Source organism: Sulfuricaulis sp., assembly GCF_040901545.1.
Taxonomy (GTDB): Bacteria; Pseudomonadota; Gammaproteobacteria; order Acidiferrobacterales; family Sulfurifustaceae; genus Sulfuricaulis.
This window is the reverse complement of the sequence record NZ_JBBDYL010000026.1, coordinates 1-17,496: the sequence shown is the minus strand read 5'-3', so window position 1 is coordinate 17,496 and position 17,496 is coordinate 1. Positions and strand designations below refer to the sequence as shown.

16 protein-coding genes and 1 tRNA gene are annotated in these 17,496 nt (G+C 56.3%); 1 reads left to right on the top strand and 16 read right to left on the bottom strand.

Going from position 1 to position 17,496, the window contains the following annotated elements; genetic code table 11:
* Positions 1 to 12: 12 nt before the first annotated feature.
* From nusA to WD823_RS04860, 4 genes are all read right to left on the bottom strand, one after another.
* Positions 13 to 1,512: a transcription termination factor NusA gene (gene nusA, locus WD823_RS04875; protein ID WP_368428381.1), complete on the bottom strand. Its 1,500-nt coding sequence runs from the start codon at positions 1,510 to 1,512 to the stop codon at positions 13 to 15.
* A 28-nt stretch (positions 1,513 to 1,540) separates the two neighbouring features.
* Positions 1,541 to 1,993, bottom strand: a complete 453-nt coding sequence (rimP, locus tag WD823_RS04870; protein WP_368428359.1) for a ribosome maturation factor RimP — start codon at positions 1,991 to 1,993, stop codon at positions 1,541 to 1,543.
* Between the two features lie 180 nt (positions 1,994 to 2,173).
* A tRNA-Met gene (locus WD823_RS04865) sits at positions 2,174 to 2,250 on the bottom strand.
* A 115-nt stretch (positions 2,251 to 2,365) separates the two neighbouring features.
* Positions 2,366 to 3,121, bottom strand: a complete 756-nt coding sequence (locus WD823_RS04860; RefSeq protein ID WP_368428358.1) for a hypothetical protein — start codon at positions 3,119 to 3,121, stop codon at positions 2,366 to 2,368.
* 420 nt (positions 3,122 to 3,541) lie between these two features.
* On the opposite strand from WD823_RS04860, the gene WD823_RS04855 reads away from it, so the two are divergent.
* On the top strand, positions 3,542 to 3,790 hold the full coding sequence (locus WD823_RS04855; protein WP_368428357.1) for a hypothetical protein: 249 nt from the start codon (positions 3,542 to 3,544) through the stop codon (positions 3,788 to 3,790).
* A 61-nt stretch (positions 3,791 to 3,851) separates the two neighbouring features.
* On the opposite strand, the gene nuoN is transcribed toward WD823_RS04855, so the two are convergent.
* From nuoN to WD823_RS04795, 12 genes are all read right to left on the bottom strand, one after another.
* A complete protein-coding gene (gene nuoN, locus WD823_RS04850) occupies positions 3,852 to 5,297 on the bottom strand; it encodes an NADH-quinone oxidoreductase subunit NuoN (protein WP_368428356.1) in 1,446 nt (481 codons plus the stop codon).
* 10 nt (positions 5,298 to 5,307) lie between these two features.
* Positions 5,308 to 6,783 carry an NADH-quinone oxidoreductase subunit M gene (locus tag WD823_RS04845; RefSeq protein WP_368428355.1) on the bottom strand — a complete coding sequence of 492 codons (1,476 nt, stop codon included), beginning with the start codon at positions 6,781 to 6,783 and terminating at the stop codon, positions 5,308 to 5,310.
* Positions 6,784 to 6,786: 3 nt separating this feature from the next.
* Positions 6,787 to 8,757, bottom strand: a complete 1,971-nt coding sequence (nuoL, locus tag WD823_RS04840) for an NADH-quinone oxidoreductase subunit L (RefSeq protein WP_368428354.1) — start codon at positions 8,755 to 8,757, stop codon at positions 6,787 to 6,789.
* Between the two features lie 3 nt (positions 8,758 to 8,760).
* Positions 8,761 to 9,066: an NADH-quinone oxidoreductase subunit NuoK gene (nuoK, locus tag WD823_RS04835; protein ID WP_368428353.1), complete on the bottom strand. Its 306-nt coding sequence runs from the start codon at positions 9,064 to 9,066 to the stop codon at positions 8,761 to 8,763.
* Between the two features lie 33 nt (positions 9,067 to 9,099).
* Complete coding sequence (locus WD823_RS04830) at positions 9,100 to 9,705, bottom strand: NADH-quinone oxidoreductase subunit J (protein WP_368428352.1); 606 nt, start codon at positions 9,703 to 9,705, stop codon at positions 9,100 to 9,102.
* 29 nt (positions 9,706 to 9,734) lie between these two features.
* Positions 9,735 to 10,226, bottom strand: a complete 492-nt coding sequence (gene nuoI, locus WD823_RS04825) for an NADH-quinone oxidoreductase subunit NuoI (protein WP_368428351.1) — start codon at positions 10,224 to 10,226, stop codon at positions 9,735 to 9,737.
* A gap of 17 nt (positions 10,227 to 10,243) precedes the next feature.
* Positions 10,244 to 11,290 (bottom strand): NADH-quinone oxidoreductase subunit NuoH, encoded by a 1,047-nt coding sequence (gene nuoH / locus WD823_RS04820; protein WP_368428350.1) that lies wholly within the window; start codon positions 11,288 to 11,290, stop codon positions 10,244 to 10,246.
* On the bottom strand, positions 11,287 to 13,710 hold the full coding sequence (gene nuoG / locus WD823_RS04815) for an NADH-quinone oxidoreductase subunit NuoG (protein ID WP_368428349.1): 2,424 nt from the start codon (positions 13,708 to 13,710) through the stop codon (positions 11,287 to 11,289). Before nuoG ends, nuoH begins: the two co-directional genes overlap by 4 nt.
* Positions 13,707 to 14,993 carry an NADH-quinone oxidoreductase subunit NuoF gene (nuoF, locus tag WD823_RS04810; protein ID WP_368428348.1) on the bottom strand — a complete coding sequence of 429 codons (1,287 nt, stop codon included), beginning with the start codon at positions 14,991 to 14,993 and terminating at the stop codon, positions 13,707 to 13,709. Before nuoF ends, nuoG begins: the two co-directional genes overlap by 4 nt.
* 4 nt (positions 14,994 to 14,997) lie before the next feature.
* The gene (gene nuoE, locus WD823_RS04805; protein ID WP_368428380.1) at positions 14,998 to 15,504 is read right to left on the bottom strand and encodes an NADH-quinone oxidoreductase subunit NuoE; all 507 of its coding nucleotides are present in this window, start codon (positions 15,502 to 15,504) and stop codon (positions 14,998 to 15,000) included.
* The gene (locus WD823_RS04800) at positions 15,504 to 16,733 is read right to left on the bottom strand and encodes an NADH-quinone oxidoreductase subunit D (protein WP_368428379.1); all 1,230 of its coding nucleotides are present in this window, start codon (positions 16,731 to 16,733) and stop codon (positions 15,504 to 15,506) included. Before WD823_RS04800 ends, nuoE begins: the two co-directional genes overlap by 1 nt.
* A 155-nt stretch (positions 16,734 to 16,888) precedes the next feature.
* Positions 16,889 to 17,496, bottom strand: a 608-nt coding sequence (locus WD823_RS04795) for a hypothetical protein (protein WP_368428347.1), incomplete at its 5' end; no start/stop codon positions are given.

The window sequence follows — 17,496 nt, the reverse complement described above, 5'->3', positions numbered from 1 at the left end:
GAAATCGGGCTGTCAGCCGGCCTGTTTGTCCTCGAACCATGGTGCCCGCGCCGTCATGATAAGTTCGCGCGCGCGCGCATCCGTCATGCCCTCGACTTCAAGCAGATCATCCACCGCCAGTTCGGCGAGCTCTTCCATCGTTTTAATACCTCGGGCCGCGAGCAGATGTGCCGTGTTTTCGTCCATGCCCGGCATTTCCAGCAGGTCTTTGGCCGGTTCCGACAGACTTATCTTCTCTTCCTGGGCGATGGCACGTGTCAGCAACAAATCGCGTGCCCGGTTTCGCAGTTCATCCACGAGCTCATCATCGAACTCTTCAATCGCCAGCAGCTCCTGCTTCGGGACATAGGCGATTTCTTCAAGATTGGTAAAACCTTCCTGGACCAACACCGTGGCGACGTTTTCATCCACCGCGAGCTGTTGCATAAACAACGCGATGGCATTCGCCGCTTCCTTGGTCCCTTTTTCCTGGGCCGTTTGTTCCGTCATAATGTTAAGTTCCCAGCCAGTCAGTTCGGAGGCCAATCGGACATTCTGTCCGCTGCGGCCAATCGACTGCGAAAGTTGTTTCTCGTCCACGATGACATCCATGCCGTGCATTTCCTCGTCGACTACGATGGATTGCACTTCCGCGGGCGCGAGTGAATTGATTACGTACTGCGCCGGGTTATCCGACCACAGGATGATATCAACGCGTTCTCCGGCGAGCTCGTTCGAGACACTCTGCACCCGCGAGCCGCGCATCCCGACGCAGGCGCCGATGGGATCGATGCGGGAATCAGAGGAGCTCACGGCGATTTTCGCGCGCAGACCCGGGTCGCGGGCCGCGCTATGGATCGTGATCAATCCTTCTCCCGCTTCTGGAACCTCAAGCTTGAACAGTTCAATCAGCAATTTTGGATCGACGCGGGAAAGGAACAGCTGCGGACCCCGCGGAACAGACTTGACATCCTCCAGCAGCGCGCGGATTCTGTCTCCTGGACGCAATCCTTCACGCGGAATCATGGAGTTTTTGGAGAGCAGCGCTTCCGCGTTGCCCAGGTCCACGATGACATCGCCGCGCTCCAGGCGCTTGACCACACCGGTCACCATCTCGCCTTTGCGATCCTTATAGAGATTGACGATCTGTTCACGTTCCGCCTCGCGCACCTTTTGCATGATGACCTGCTTGGCGGCCTGCGCGGCGATGCGGCCAAACTCTACGGGTTCCAACGGCGCTTCAATGAACTCGCCCGCCTGGATATCCGGTTTTTGCGCACGTGCTTCGGAAACCTTGACCTGGCGATCGGGAAATTCGACCAATTCCGTTTCGTCCGGAATTACCTCCCAGCGGCGGAAAGTATCGTAGGAACCGGTATCACGATTTATCGCCACGCGCGCGTCTATATCGCCCTTGTGACGCTTGCGTGTGGCTGTCGCGAGTGCGGCTTCCAGAGCCTGGAATATGATTTCCTTGTCGACGCCCTTTTCACGCGACACGGCATCAACAATCAACAGCACTTCATTTCCAATCATCTCAATCTCCCATGACAGCCGGCTCTCAAAGCCGGGGAACCAATCGGGCCCGTTCCATGCCTTCAAACGTTAAGTCAAAACGCTCCTTGTCCACTTCAATGACAACGTGATCCGCCGTTACATCCACCAGCCGGCCGGAGAAGTTTCTGCGCCCCAGCATCGGCTGCTGCATCTTTATCTTGATCGTTTCGCCGACATATCGCATAAAGTCTTCCGGTTTCACCAGCGGTCGGTCAAGTCCGGGTGAGGACACCTCCAGGGTATAATGGCCCGGGAGCGGATCCTCGACATCGAGCAAAGCCGAAAGCTGGCGGCTGACGCGGGCGCAGTCGTCCACGTTCACCCCCGCGGGACTGTCTATGTACACCCGTAGGGTGGGGTGATGGTGGCTTCCCGCGAGCTCCACCTCCACGAGGTCAAACCCCGTGGCCGCGACACCCGGTTCGAGCAACTTTCTCAATTCCGCCCGTGTACGCATAACTTCGTGCCCCATAAAACAAAAGTGGGCGCGCGGCCCACTTCTTCTCACTCTGGCTTCTGGTCGGTACTGGGCTGAATTATAAGCATTCCCCCCGAAATCGGAAAGTACCGCGATACTTGCTGATCGAGCTTTATCAGCAAAAATAACCAAAAAGGCCCCGGCGGGGCCTTTTGGAATTGGTAGCGGGGGTAGGATTTGAACCTACGACCTTCGGGTTATGAGCCCGACGAGCTGCCAGACTGCTCCACCCCGCAGCAGGACCGCGAAGTCTACCGTTCGAGGAAGAATAATTCAAGAAAAATAGGAACTTAACCCAATCAGTCAAGACAAGTCGGTGCTCCGACGACTTTGGTGAGTTTTATTCTGCTATCAGACGGAACCGAGGCGGACAGGATTTTTCGTCTGTTCCTGAAGCCGTTCGACACAGTAAATATACGCGATCCATCCCATGAGTCCACCGATCACACTCAACATCAAATCCACCCACCACGGGCTTTTCGTGGGCAGGAGATGTGAAATTATTGTGGGCAGGAACACCAGCAGCGCCAAGAAAGCGGACGAGGCAAGACGTAACCAGGCGATTTTCAATGCCGCACGGAGGCCCGGAAGCAACCGAAATTCCCGCTGCACAAATACGAATGGGAGCCAATATACAAGCATGAAAGACAATACGGATATCATCAGGCTGAAAAACTGGGACAACATGTCGATCAAGACTTTGAGGTCTTTCCCCGAGACGATCAGCGCCAGGTACAACAACACGTTCATAATCAAAAAGAACAGCAAGCACGCTTTAAGACTCAACCAAACAAAATCAGCAAACACGGATTTGCCCGCACGAAGTACGTCAATCACCGACACTGAATTTCTACCACGGGCCAAAGCGTGAAAGGCCCCTGCCTGCAAGTACAAAAAAACCGTCAAGACCGCCGCAATCGGCAATATCTCCCATACAGATACTCCGGGGGAGGCATCGGCCCGTACCCTCCAATTCAGGGAAAAAACCAGCGTAATCTGAGCGGCGAGCACCATCCAGATACCGAGACTTAACGCCGCCCGAACAATGGCGTGCAGGCGGCGTCCGTTTTCGGTTTGGCCAGCTTGATTATAAGAAATCTCTGACATCAGGAATTATTGATTTTATCCGAATTCAGCAATGGCTTTTTATTCAAAAACCATAATGCAATCAGGCAATCTCGTCGTTTTGATTGGAATATTCCAGGTTGCAGCCAGTATATCGCTAAAACTCGACAGCGAGGCACGCCAATGGAGTTGTCGCGATAGATATTAAAATAGGCCGATGCATATTATTTGGAAAGGGACGTCAGCGATGCTAAACCTTATATATCAATGTCGGTCCGTGTCAAAGTTATTAGCGCGGCTCAACTCCCGAGGCACGGGGACACCACCTTGGAAAGGATTTAACCGCCGGTCAGGAATTCACTCGCATTCGTCATTTGATCCTGACTCGGGTGGTGGGCGTAGTTTACTTTTATACATATCAGATTCAATGATCGGTCAGGCAGTGGGTAACGGAGAAAAGGAATGATGAGCAAGAAATGGATTCAATCCGTCGGCGCCGTGACGGCAGCCATCATGGCTGCCGGTTACATCCAGGCCATGGCAGCGCAAGACGAGACTGTCACCGCAAAGGACGACAGTCCCGCCAGCATTACCAGCGATCAAAAACTTCGGGTGGAAGTCTCGGCTCAGGCCGCGATCGCACCCGAGCAGACGTTGCCACAGCCTGCGGATATGCCGGTCAGAGAGATTAAAGTATTTCCTGTTTTCTGATCATTAGTCAGGTTTTTCAAAAAGGCCCCTATGGGGCTTTTTTGATTTATCCCTGCCTGAGTCAGGAGAGCGATCGTATCGCCATGCGGCAAAGTTCCATGAGCGCCCCGATCCACGGCAAGATGCCGACGAGCAGCAAGGCATTGAAACCGATCATTACCTGCATGTCCCAGTTGGCGCGAATCGGGCTGTGTTCGGTTGCGTCATCGAAATACATCAGCTTGATCACGCGCAGATAATAATAGGCACCGATCACCGCAAGCAGGACCGCGGCGACCGCGAGAGGAATCATGTCGGCCTGAATAACAGACTGGATCACGAGCAATTTGGCGTAAAATCCGGCGGTCGGCGGCACCCCGGCCATGGAAAGCATGAGCACCATCATAAGGAGCGCATGCCACGGGCTGCGTTGGTTCAACCCCTTGAAATCCTCAAGACGTTCCGCTTCGAATCCCGCGCGCGACAGCAGGATAATCATGCCGAATGAACCGGCGCTCATAATCGCATATATCAAAATGTAAAACAGCGATGAACCATAGCCGTTCGGGCCGGCGCTGAGGATGCCGAGCAGGAAGAATCCCATGTGCGAGATCGATGAATAGGCGAGCATGCGTTTGATATTGTCCTGCGCGATGGCGACGATGTTCCCGATCGCCATGGACAGAACAGCGATGATAATCAGCATGCTCTGCCAGGAGCCGTTGAGCGGTTCAAGCCCGCCCACCAGCAGCCGGATGAATAATGCAAAGGCGGCAAGCTTGGGCGCGGTGCCGATATAGAGCGTGACGGATGTCGGCGCACCGTGATACACATCCGGTACCCACATATGAAACGGCACTGCTCCCACCTTGAACGCCAGTCCGGCAATGACAAAAACCAAGCCAAAAATCAGGATGATGTTATCCGCCGGCATTTTAGCGATGCTGCGTGCGACCGCGGCAATTTCGAGGTTTCCGGTCACGCCATAGAGCATGGACATGCCGTAGAGCAACATCCCGGAAGCGATCGCCCCCAAGACAAAATATTTCATCGCTGCTTCCGTCGCCACGGCCGAATCACGCTGAAATGCGACCATGGCATAGAGTGACAGCGACAACAGTTCGAGTCCGAGATACAAAGTAAGGAAGTGGCTCGCGGACGCCATGATCATCATTCCCACCACGCCTAGCAAACCCAGAACGTAATATTCACCGCGGAACATGCCGCGGTCGCGCAGGTAATCCCGCGAATAAGCAAAAACGAAGAAAGTAATGACATAGGTACCGAGCTTCAGCAGGTCTGCAAGTCTGTCGGCTACAAACATATTGCTGAAGGTATGAACCGGGGCATCGGACATGATCTTGAAAGTCAATAGCGCCGCACCGAGCAGAGTCAGTTGCGTAAACCAGTAAGAAATCACACGCAGACGGTCCGACAGGAACAGGTCGAGCACCAGAATCGCGCATGCCATGGAGAAGACAAAGATCTCCGGCAACGCGGGTGCAATTTCAGGGATGACAAATTTCATACTTTCAGCCCTAGAGTTTTGACGTCATTGCCTGCTGCAACAGATGATCCACAGATGCATGCATGACATCCAGAAACGGAAATGGCCACAATCCCATCAACAGCACGACAAAAGCCAACAATGAAAGAAATACGATTTCACGCGGTGTGGCGTCAGTCAGTTTGTCGACCTGTTCATTCGCTACTTCGCCGAACAAGACGCGTTTGTACATCCACAGCGTATAGGCCGCGCCAAAGACCAACGTCGTTGCTGCCGCAACGGCGTACCAGACATTTACCTGGAACGCCCCCAGGATAACCAGAAATTCACCCACGAAGCCGGAGGTCCCGGGCAAACCGGCGTTCGCCATGGCGAACAGCATCATGAAGGAGGCGAAGATCGGCATGCGATTGGCCACGCCGCCGTAGTCCTTGATCATGCGTGAATGCAGTCGGTCGTACATCACGCCGACGCACAGGAACAGCGCCCCGGAGACGAAACCGTGCGAAATCATTTGCACAATGCCGCCCTCGATGCCCTGTGTATTGAATATGAAAAAACCGAGTGTCACAAACCCCATGTGGGCGATCGAGGAATACGCAATCAGTTTTTTCATGTCGTCCTGGACCAGTGCCACGAGGCCGATATAGATCACGGCGATCAACGACAAGGAAATCATGAGCCAGGCAAGCTCATGCGAGGCGTCGGGCAATATGGGGAGTGAAAACCGCAGGTAACCGTAGGCGCCCATTTTCAGCATGATCGCCGCCAGGATCACCGACCCGCCTGTGGGCGCCTCAACGTGCGCATCGGGCAACCAGGTGTGCACCGGCCACATCGGCACCTTCACGGCGAAGGCCGCAAAAAAAGCGAAAAATATCAGAATTTGTTCATTCAGCCCCAGCTTGAGGTCATGCCAGGCCAGAATATCGAAACTGCCGGCCTTGAAATAAAGATATATAAACGCCACCAGCATCAACACCGAACCGAGAAAGGTATACAGAAAAAACTTGACGGTGGCATAGACGCGGTTCGGCCCGCCCCACAGACCGATAATCAGGAACATCGGCACCAGCATGGCCTCCCAGAAAACGTAGAACAGAATGCCGTCGAGCGCGCTGAACACGCCGATCATGAGTCCTTCCATGATCAGGAAGGCGGCATGGTATTGGGCCACCTTGGTGTCGATCACCCGCCAGGCGGATATGATGACAAGCACCGTGCTGAAACTCGTTAGCAGAATCAACAACAGCGAAATGCCGTCTATGCCAAGCCGATAGCGGATATGAAACGCCTCGATCCAGGCATAATCTTCCATGAACTGCATCGAATGTGTCCCGGTGTTATAACCGGAATAAAGCGGCAGCGTGGCAAGAAAGGTAAGCGCGGCGACGGCCAGGCTGATTTGACGCGCATAATCGGCCTGGCGGTTACCACCCGTGGCCAGTACGGCGACGCCCCCGAGAATCGGGAGAAAGATGACCAAACTCAATAAGTGGTCAAGCATGAGTTAACGGTGCAAAAAGAAGGTGATAAGCAGAAACAGGCCCAGGATCATTGCAAAGGCGTAGTGATACACGTAACCCGACTGGACACGGCGGATCATCAGGGAAACCCAGCCGATCACGCGCGCGGTGCCGTTGACCGCCAGACCGTCGATCAATTTAATATCGCCGATTTTCCACAACAATCCCCCGAAGGCGCGAGCGCCGCCGGCGAAAACGTAATCATTGAATTCATCGACGAAATACTTCCGCAGCAGCAGCGTATAAATTGCTCCGAATTTTTCGCGTAGTTGTCCCGGCAGGAACGGATAACGAATATACATGAACCACGCAAGCCCGATTCCGGCCACGGCGAACATAAAAGGAACGGATTGCAAGCCATGGGCAATGAACGGGCCCACGCCGCGATAGTGCTCGCCGATGAATCTCACCACGTCGTGCGTGGGAGATACCTTGATGGAGCCGCCGAAATATCCTCCAAACAACAGCGGCTCAATGGTCATAAAACCGATCACGAGCGAGGGTATGGCGAGCAGGACCAAAGGCACCGTCACCACCCACGGCGATTCCCGGACGTGTTTCAACGTATGCTCATCCATCCGCGGCTTCCCATAGAACGTCATGAACAGCATGCGAAAGATATAAAAAGCGGTCACGAACACGCCGCACAGTACCGCGGCGTAGGCGATGCCGCTGCCGGGCAATTGGGATTGATGCACCGCCTCGATAATCATGTCCTTGGAGAAAAAACCGGCGAAGGGCGGGATGCCGGCGAGCGCAAGAGCGCCGACCCAGGCGGTTATAAACGTGATCGGCATGTATTGGCGCAAGCCGCCCATCTTGCGCATGTCCTGCTCGTGATGCAATGCGATGATGACCGATCCCGCCGCGAGGAACAGCAGCGCCTTGAAGAAAGCGTGCGTCATAAGATGGAAAATACCGACGCTGTACGCCGAGGCCCCCAGGGCCACCATCATGTAACCGAGCTGGGACAGCGTCGAGTAGGCCACCACGCGCTTGATGTCGTTTTGCACGATGCCGACCAGCGCCATGAGAAACGCCGTCAGCGCGCCGATCACCAGCACCACCGACAACGCCGTCTCGGACAATTCATAAAGGGGCGACATGCGCGCCACCATGAAAATGCCGGCGGTCACCATCGTGGCGGCGTGTATCAACGCCGATATGGGGGTCGGGCCTTCCATCGAGTCGGGCAGCCACACGTGCAACGGGACCTGTGCCGATTTTCCCATTGCCCCGACAAACAGCAGGATGCAGATGAGCGTCATGACGTTCCAGTCCACGCCCGGAATGACCTGGATGGACTTGTCCGCAACCTGCGGGGCGATCGCGAACACCGCGCCATAATCCAGGGTGCTGAATGTCAGGTAAATCGCCGCGACGCCGAGAAGAAAACCGAAATCACCGACGCGGTTGACGAGGAACGCCTTGAGCTGGGCATGGGTGGCCGAATCGCGGGTAAACCAGAAACCGATCAGCAGGTAGGACATCAGGCCCACTGCTTCCCAGCCGAAGAAGAGCAGCAGGAAATTGTTCGACATCACTAGCATCAGCATTGAGAACGTGAACAGCGCGATATAACTGAAGAACCGCTGGTAACCGGGATCATCGTGCATGTAGCCAATGGTGTAGATATGCACCATGAGCGAAACGAAGGTCACCACCGTCATCATCAAGGCGCTCAATGGGTCGATCAGGAAACCGACTTCCATCGGAATTCCGCCCGAGACACCCCACGTATATACCGGTCCGTTAAAGATGTTGCCGGCCAGCACGTCCGGAAGCACCACGAACGCGGACAACACGAAGGCCACCGCCACCCCGAGTATCGTCACGGAATGGGCCCCGACACGCCCGATTTTCCAACCGAGCAGGCCGGCAAGGACCGACCCGAGTAAACAGGACAGCGGGATGGCGAGATAGACGAGTTTGAAATCGACTTCGAATCCGCTCATGGGCTATCCCTTGAGGCTGCTCAAATCATCAACGTTGATGGTCTGACGATTCCGGAACACCACCACCAGGATTGCCAACCCGATGGCCGATTCGGCGGCCGCCACCGTGAGGATGAAGAAAACGAACACCTGACCGGCCATGTCTCCGAGGTAATGCGAGAAGGCGATGAAATTCAAATTGACAGCGAGCAGCATGAGCTCGATCGCCATGAGCAGGATCACAAGATTTTTCCGGTTGAGAAAAATACCGACCACGCTCAGCGAGAACAGGATGGCTCCGAGAATCAGATAATGCGACAGCGGTATCATCTTGTTTTCCTTTTTATTATTCGCATGCTGGAATTAGACCTTCTTTTCCGACGGCATTTTTACCATGCGCACTCGCTCGCGAGGATTAATATGTATTTGCTGTGCCGGGTTCTGGTACTTGCTGTCCTTGCGGCGCCGCTGCGTTAACGCGATCGCCGCCACGATGGCGACCAACAGAATCGCCGCCGCGATTTCAAACGGGAAGGCATAGAACGTATATAGCAATCGCCCAAGTTCCCGCGTGTTGCTGTGACCCGCGGGGAGTGCCCCGGGATCGGGCATCTTCGCCGGCCCGAATTGATCCGACCCCAGAATAATCACCATTTCCGCCACCAGCAGCACGGCCACCAGCCCCCCGATGGGAAGATACTCGCCGAAGCCTTCGCGCAATCGGACGAGATTGATGTCAAGCATCATGACGACGAACAGGAACAAAACCATTACCGCCCCGACATATACCAGCACCAGCACGATGGCGAGAAATTCGGCCTCCAACAGCAGCCAAATCCCGGCGGCACTGACGAACGCCAGCACCAGAAACAAGGCCGCCTTGACCGGGTTACGAACGGTAATGACCATCGATGAGGCAAATATCAGGACCGTCGCGAAGAAGTAGAATACCCCGAGCTGAAAAGTCATTTTTCTGAATTATTCCTTGTCGAACGAATTCAGCGGTATTTCGCGTCCGCGGCACGGTCCGCAGCGAGCTGCTTTTCATACTTGTCGCCGACGGCAAGCAGTTGTTCTTTCGTAATGATGTGTTCTCCGCGATTCTCGAAATGGAACTCGAAAATTCGCGTTTCTACAATTGCATCCACGGGACAGGACTCCTCGCAAAATCCGCAGTAGATGCATTTGAAAAGATCGATGTCATAGCGCGTGGTGCGCCGCGTTCCGTCCGCACGCTGCTCGGATTCGATGGTGATGGCGCCTGCCGGGCACACGGCCTCGCACAGTTTGCAGGCGATACACCGCTCCTCGCCGTTGGGATAGCGGCGTAATGCATGAAGACCCCGAAACCTCGGGCTCATCGGCGTATATTCTTCGGGATATTGGATCGTGAATTTGCGCATGAACAAATGCCGTCCGGTCACCATGAGCCCTCTCACGAGCTCCAGGAGCAGAAAAGTATTCAGATACCGTTTGAATGTCTTGAACATGATCGATTTCCCTCCCCTCAGTGGAAGATGAATCCCCAAGGTGTGAGGAACATGAAAACTCCCATCACGCCTATCCACACCAGCGTCACCGGTATGAAAACTTTCCAGCCGAGCCGCATGATCTGGTCATATCGGTAACGCGGGAACGTCGCACGAAACCACAGGAAACAGAACAAAATAAGACATATTTTGATCAGCAGCCAACCCAGCGGCGGGACCCAGGTGAACGGCGCGACCTCAATGGGTGGCAGCCACCCTCCGAGGAACATGATCGAGCAGAGGGCTGATATGAGAATCATGTTGGCGTATTCCGCGAGAAAAAAGAGCGCGAAAGTCATGCCGGAGTATTCCACATGGAAGCCGGCCACGATTTCGGATTCGCCTTCGGCCACGTCGAACGGCGCGCGGTTGGTTTCGGCCACTCCGGAAATGAAATAGACCAGGAACAACGGAAAGAGCGGCAGAAAATACCATTGGTGTAACCCGCCGCTCTGATGCAGCACGATCTCGCGCAGGTTGAGGCTGCCCGCTGCCATCAGCACGCCCACCAGCGCGAACCCCATGGCGATTTCATACGCCACGATCTGCGCCGCCGAACGCAGGCTCCCCAGAAAGGCGTACTTCGAGTTTGACGCCCAGCCGGCGATGATCACTCCGTACACGCCCATGGACGTCAGCGCGAGGATAAACAGCAGGCCCGCGTCAATATTCGCGAGCCACAATTTGTCGGTGAACGGAATCACCGCCCAGGCAGCGATCGCCGGCGCGAGCGTGAGGATCGGTGCGAACACGAAAAGGAAACGGCTCGCATTGGTCGGCACGATGATTTCCTTGAGCAGCAGTTTCACCACATCGGCAATGGGCTGCAACCAGCCTTTGGGCCCGACACGATTCGGACCGATGCGGATTTGCATGTAACCGATGATTTTGCGCTCGGCGTAGGTTAGATACGCTACCGACAACAGTAACGGCACGAGAATCAGGACGATTTTACCCAGTGTCAGCAGCGCCACCTGCGACCAGTCGGGAAACCAATTCCAGACACTCAGAAAATAATTGGTCATGACGTTGCCTTCACCCTGACCGGCCCGTCGGCACCGAGTATGCTCGTCTCCTTGTAACCAGCCGGTATCAGCACACAGCCTTCCGGGACGCGGTTATCCGGCAACAGATTTAGTCGCGCCACGCCGTATGGCGCCGCCACCTCGATGGTGCTTCCTGCTTTCAGGCCCAGCTTATCGATTTGCCCCGCATTCATGCGCGCCGCGGGTTTTGGATTATCGGCCGTTTTCTGGAGCGCGGGTGCCCGCCGCACGATCGCATCGACGGCATAGATCGGCACGTCGGTCAGACGCATGAGTTGTCCGGGTGAAGGCGAAAGCTCGGAATCCTCCGGTTCGATGGCGTGCGGAAACTGAGCGGGCGCCGTCATGTTGTCCGGCAGGTTCATCTCGCGGCGAATATCGGTGACGCTCGCCTGCTCGAAACCGCTCAACCCGTAAAGATGTCCGATCATGCGCAGGATTTTCCATCCCGGTCTCGCCTCGCCCAATGGAGAAACAGCCTGGGCAAACTCCTGGCGGCGTCCCTCGACGTTGACGAAAGTCCCGTCGGTTTCGGTGAACGGTGCCAGCGGCAACCACACATGGGCATATTCCACGGCGTGGGTAAAATCCGTCGTGGGCCTGAATGTTGTCATCATGACGACAAATTCCGCTACGCGCATCGCCGCGGCCGCGGTTGCATCCAGGCAGTCAAGCTCCGGTTCGACCCCCAACAGCAGATAAGACTTGAGCGGGCGGCGCAACATATCGAGCGCATTCCTTCCTGATTTTGTTTTTCCCCCGAACACGCCGCGATGCGGGACACAACCGGCCAGCCAGGCGCCGGTGGAATTGGCTTCCGGCAACTGCCCCAACTTCGCCCCGCACAAATCGGCGATGTACTGAGCCTGGGCACGCAGGGCGGACGCCTGCAGGTGACGCAGGGCGTAGCTGCCCAGTAACACGGAGGTGTTGGTGGCTCGATGCAGCGATTCGGCGATTTCCTGTTCCGCCGCGCTCGGCGTGACGTCACCGAAATAGTTGGCGAAAGCAGACGGGAATTTCGATTTTTTGAGTGTGTTCAGTGCCTGCGCAATGCCGGCGAGTGCACGCGTCATGCCGAGGGGATCGGTAATGACGCCGCCGGAGAGCTTGTAACTGAAATCGTAATCGACCGGGTTAACCGCATAAAAACGCGCCCCTTTCAGCACGGCCTTGCGCAGGCGCAGATTAATGAGCGGCTGATCCTTGCGCGGATTGGCGCCAACAAACAACGCGCCGTCGATATTTTCAAGGTCGGCGATAGACCGACCAAGAGACGGAAAAACCGGTGCGGCGCTGTCATCGCTGAAGTCCATCTGGCGCAGGCGGTGATCCACGTTGCCGCTGCCCAGACTGCGTATCAGTTTTTGCAACAAATAAAACTCTTCGAGCGTGGAACCAGGAGCAGCCAGCGCGCCCAGGTTATCCGGGCCGTGCATGGCAAATATTTTCTTGATGCCGGCTACGGTGTACTCAAGCGCCGTGGGCCAGTCCGTCTCCTCCCACTTGGTCCCACGGCGAATCATGGGTATCCGCAAACGATCTTCGCCGTTCAGGGCTTCGTAACTGAACCGATCGCGGTCAGCCAGCCAGCATTCGTTGATCGCCTCGTTGTGACGCGGCAGCACCCGCATTACCCGCCCGCGCCGCGCCTGGACGATGATATTTGCTCCGACGCAGTCGTGCGGGCTGACGGAGGGATGATCATCGAGTTCCCAGGGGCGCGCGGTATAGCGAAACGGCTTGGAGGTAAGCGCGCCGACAGGGCACAGGTCGATCACGTTGCCGGACACTTCCGAATCCACGCTTTTGTCGAGAAAAGTGCGGATCTCCATGTGTTCCCCGCGGCCGAGACCGCCGAATTCCATGACACCGGCTATTTCCTGCCCAAACCGGACGCACCGGGTGCAATGAATGCAGCGCGTCATGTCGGTGGCAATCAACGGTCCGATGTTCTTGTCATTGATAATGCGTTTGGCCTCGGTGAAGCGCGATACGTCCTTGCCGTATCCCATGGCGAGATCCTGCAACTCGCATTCGCCGCCCTGATCGCAGACCGGGCAATCGAGCGGATGATTGATCAGCAGGAACTCCATGGTGCCTTTCTGGGCGACATGCGCCCGCTCCGAGCGGGTAAAGACTTTCATTCCCTCGGTGACAGGCATGGCGCAGGCTGGCAACGGTTTGGGTGCTTTCTCCACATCCACCAGGCACATGCGGCAGTTCGCCGCTATCGACAACTTGTCGTGATAGCAGAATCGGGGAATGTAAATACCGGCGGCGTCGGTGACCTCGATCAGCATCGCGCCTTTGCGCGCCTGGATTTTCCGGCCATCGACTTCAATCGCCACCGTGTCGGGGGCGGTCGGTGCTTTCATGGATGCCGGCTTGGCGCTCATGCGTGGCTCCCGAGCGTCCCCGGCAAACATCGCCGGTTTTCGATGTGGTATTCGAATTCACTGCGGAAATATTTAATGAAGCTTTTAACCGGCCAGGCGGCGGCGTCGCCCAGTGCGCAGATGGTCCGACCTTCTATGTTCGAGGCCACATCGGTCAGCATGTCAAGGTCTTCGCGTCTCCCCTGACCATGCTCGATGCGGTGAATCACGCGCGACATCCACCCGGTACCTTCCCGGCAGGGTGTGCACTGGCCGCAGGATTCCTCATAATAGAAATGCGCAATGCGCCCCAGCGCATGCACCATGCACGTCGTTCCATCCATGACAATGACGCCGCCCGAACCCAGCATCGAGCCGGATTTCGCGAGCGCGTCAAAGTCCATCATTGCTTCCATCATGATGTGAGCCGGCAGTACATTCGCGGAGGATCCTCCCGGGATCACCGCCTTGAGCTTGTGGCCGTGGCGCACCCCGCCGGCCAGGTCGAGCAACACGGCGAACGGGGTGCCGAGCGGCAATTCGTAGTTTCCGGGCTTATTGACATGACCCGACACGGAAAAGATCTTTGGTCCGCCATTGTTTGGTTTGCCTAGCTTGAGAAACCAGTCGGCACCGTTCTTGATGATGTCCGGCACGGAGGCCAAGGTCTCGGTATTATTGATGGTGGTCGGACGGCCGAATAGACCGTAGCTCGCCGGAAAGGGTGGTTTGAAACGCGGCAGCCCTTTTTTACCCTCGATGGACTCCAGCAGCGCGGTTTCTTCACCGCAGATATAGGCGCCGGCGCCAAGATGGGTATACAAGTCAAAATCCACGCCCGAACGCTGGATATTCTTGCCAAGGAACCCGGCGGCGTAGGCTTCTTCGAGCGCCGCTTCAAACCGCTCATACGGCTCCCAGAACTCGCCACGGATATAGTTATAGCCGACCGTCGCCCCGATGGCGTACCCGGCGATCGCCATGCCCTCGATGAGCGCATGGGGATTAAAGCGCAGGATGTCGCGATCCTTGAAAGTACCCGGCTCGCCCTCATCGGAGTTGCACACGATGTACTTCTGTCCCGGCGCATTCCTTGGCATGAAACTCCATTTGAGACCGGCGGAGAATCCGGCCCCGCCTCTGCCGCGCAACGCGGATTGCTTCAGCTCATCAATGATTTTTTCCGGCGGTGTTTTTTCCTTCAGGATCTTTTTCCACGTCTCGTAGCCGGCGCTGCCTTGATAAACCGAGAGACGCCACGGCTGATCGAGATGCAGATTCTTGAAACAGAGTTCATTCGCCATGGTGTTAACCCAACTTGTCCAGAATCTCATCCACCTTTTCCGGAGTGAGATTCTCGTGATACGTCTTGCCGATCATCATCATGGGGGCCCCGCCGCATGCCCCCAGGCACTCGACTTCCTTGAGCGTGAACTTGCCTCCGGCCGTGGTTTCGCCGGGCTTGACGCCCAACCGTTGCTGCAGATGTTTCATGATGCGCGCGGAACCGTTCAGCTGGCAGGCAATGTTGGTGCAGACACACACTTTATGCCGGCCTACGGGCTTCAAGTCATACATCGTGTAAAAGGTCGCCACTTCGTGCACCGCGATCGGGGGCATTTCCAGGTATTCCGCCACGGCCTCGATCAAGTCAACCGCGAGCCATCCCCCGTTCTGGTCCTGCGCGAGGCGGAGTGCGGCCATGACGGCCGCCTGCTTTTGATCCGGCGGATACTTGGCGATCCATCGGTCGATCTCGGTGCGAGTAGACAACGACAGCAAATTGACCTTCGACGCGGATTTGGAGAGCGGCATCATCGGTCAACATCCCCGAACACGATATCCAGCGTACCGATGACCGTCACCACGTCCGCAATCATGTGACCGCGCGTCATTTCATCCAACGCCGACAGATGCGGGATTCCCGTAGTCCGGATTTTCACGCGATAGGGTTTATTGGCGCCGTCGGAAATCAGATACACGCCAAACTCCCCCTTGGGATGCTCCAGGGCGGCATAGACTTCCCCTTCCGGTACGCAGTAACCCTCGGTAAACAGCTTGAAATGATGAATGAGCGCTTCCATGTCGTCTTTCATTACTTCACGCGGCGGAGGGACGATCTTGTGGTCGTCGATCATCACCGGACCCGGGTTCCGGCGGAGCCATTCGACACACTGACGGACAATGCGGTTGGACTGGCGCATCTCTTCAACGCGCACGAGATAGCGATCGTAGGTATCACCGTTGACGCCCACCGGAATGTCGAAATCCAGACGGTCATATACTTCATAAGGCTGCTTCTTGCGCAGATCCCATTCGATACCGGAGCCGCGCAGCATCGGACCGGAAAATCCCAGCTGCAAGGCCCGTTCGGGCGACACCACGCCGATTCCCACCGTGCGCTGCTTCCAGATCCGGTTGTCGGTCAGCAGTGTTTCATAGTCATCGATATTTTTTGGAAATCGCTCGGTGAAATCCCAGATAAAATCAAGCAGCGAGCCCTCGCGGTTGGCATTCAAGCTGGCAATCTCTTCGGCATCGCGCAGTCTGGACGGCTGATGCTTCGGCATACTGTCCGGTAAATCGCGGTAAACACCGCCAGGACGGTAATACGTCGCGTGCATGCGCGCACCCGATACCGCTTCGTAGCAGTCTAAAAGATCTTCGCGCTCGCGAAAACAATATAGAAAAACGGTCATGGCGCCGATGTCGAGTGCATGCGTACCCAGCCACATCAGGTGATTGAGGATTCGCGTGAGCTCATCGAACAAAACGCGGATATACTGCGCGCGGACCGGCGGCTCGATGCCGAGGAGTTTTTCGATGGCCAGCACATAACCATGTTCATTGCACATCATGGAAAGATAATCGAGCCGGTCCATGTAACCGATGGTCTGATTGTAGGGCTTGGACTCAGCCAGTTTCTCCGTCGCGCGGTGCAATAGCCCAATGTGGGGATCGGCGCGCTGGATCACCTCGCCGTCGAGTTCCAGCACGAGCCGCAGCACGCCGTGCGCGGCGGGATGCTGCGGCCCAAAGTTCATTGTGTAATTACGAATCTCAGCCACGGCCCTGACCTCTTGCTCTGAAGCCGATTAACAATGGATCACAATGAACTTCAGTGGAGGCTAACATTCGCGCAGCGAATGTTAAGCGCGCAGCGCGGCCGACACTAAAATTCTTCGTGTAATTCCGAGTCTCAGCCACGATGTTCAGCCTCCCGTATGTCGAGCCGCCTGCGGCGGCGTTGTGTGAATGCGGGATGCTCCCGCCCCGCACCCAGGGTTACTTTCTTTGCTCGTGCAAAGAAAGTAACCAAAGAAACACGCCCCCGGATGGCGCACTGTCCTGCGCTCCGCGGCTTTGGAGCCCGGCGCAGGTCCAACGAGACTTCCTGTCTCATGGACCTGTCGCGCACATCCCTGTGCACTACCCCTTCGGGGCGCACGCCCAAAGCCTTGCGGTGCTCGGGTGCGCCATACGGGGTGTTGAAAACACCTTCGCGTACCGGTCTGAGGTGGTTGCTCAAATCCCCGTAGCCGCCGCCGAGCATCGCAGCCAAAATCGGGAACAGCGAGCCTCGTGTTTGAGCCCGTGGCGCGTTGTTTAGCGCCCGGCGAGTTGGGGCGAGCGCCGATTTTGGCGAGAAGCGCAGGGTGAGCGCTGCCGGTGGCAGCGCGAACGGGCGCACAGGGAAGTGCGCCCTGGACTTTCCTGCGGAGCCGGAAGCGTAGCGGGAAAGGTCGGCGGCTCCGGGGCGGATTTCTTTTGGTGACTTGTATAACAGTGTGCATTCACTATTTGATA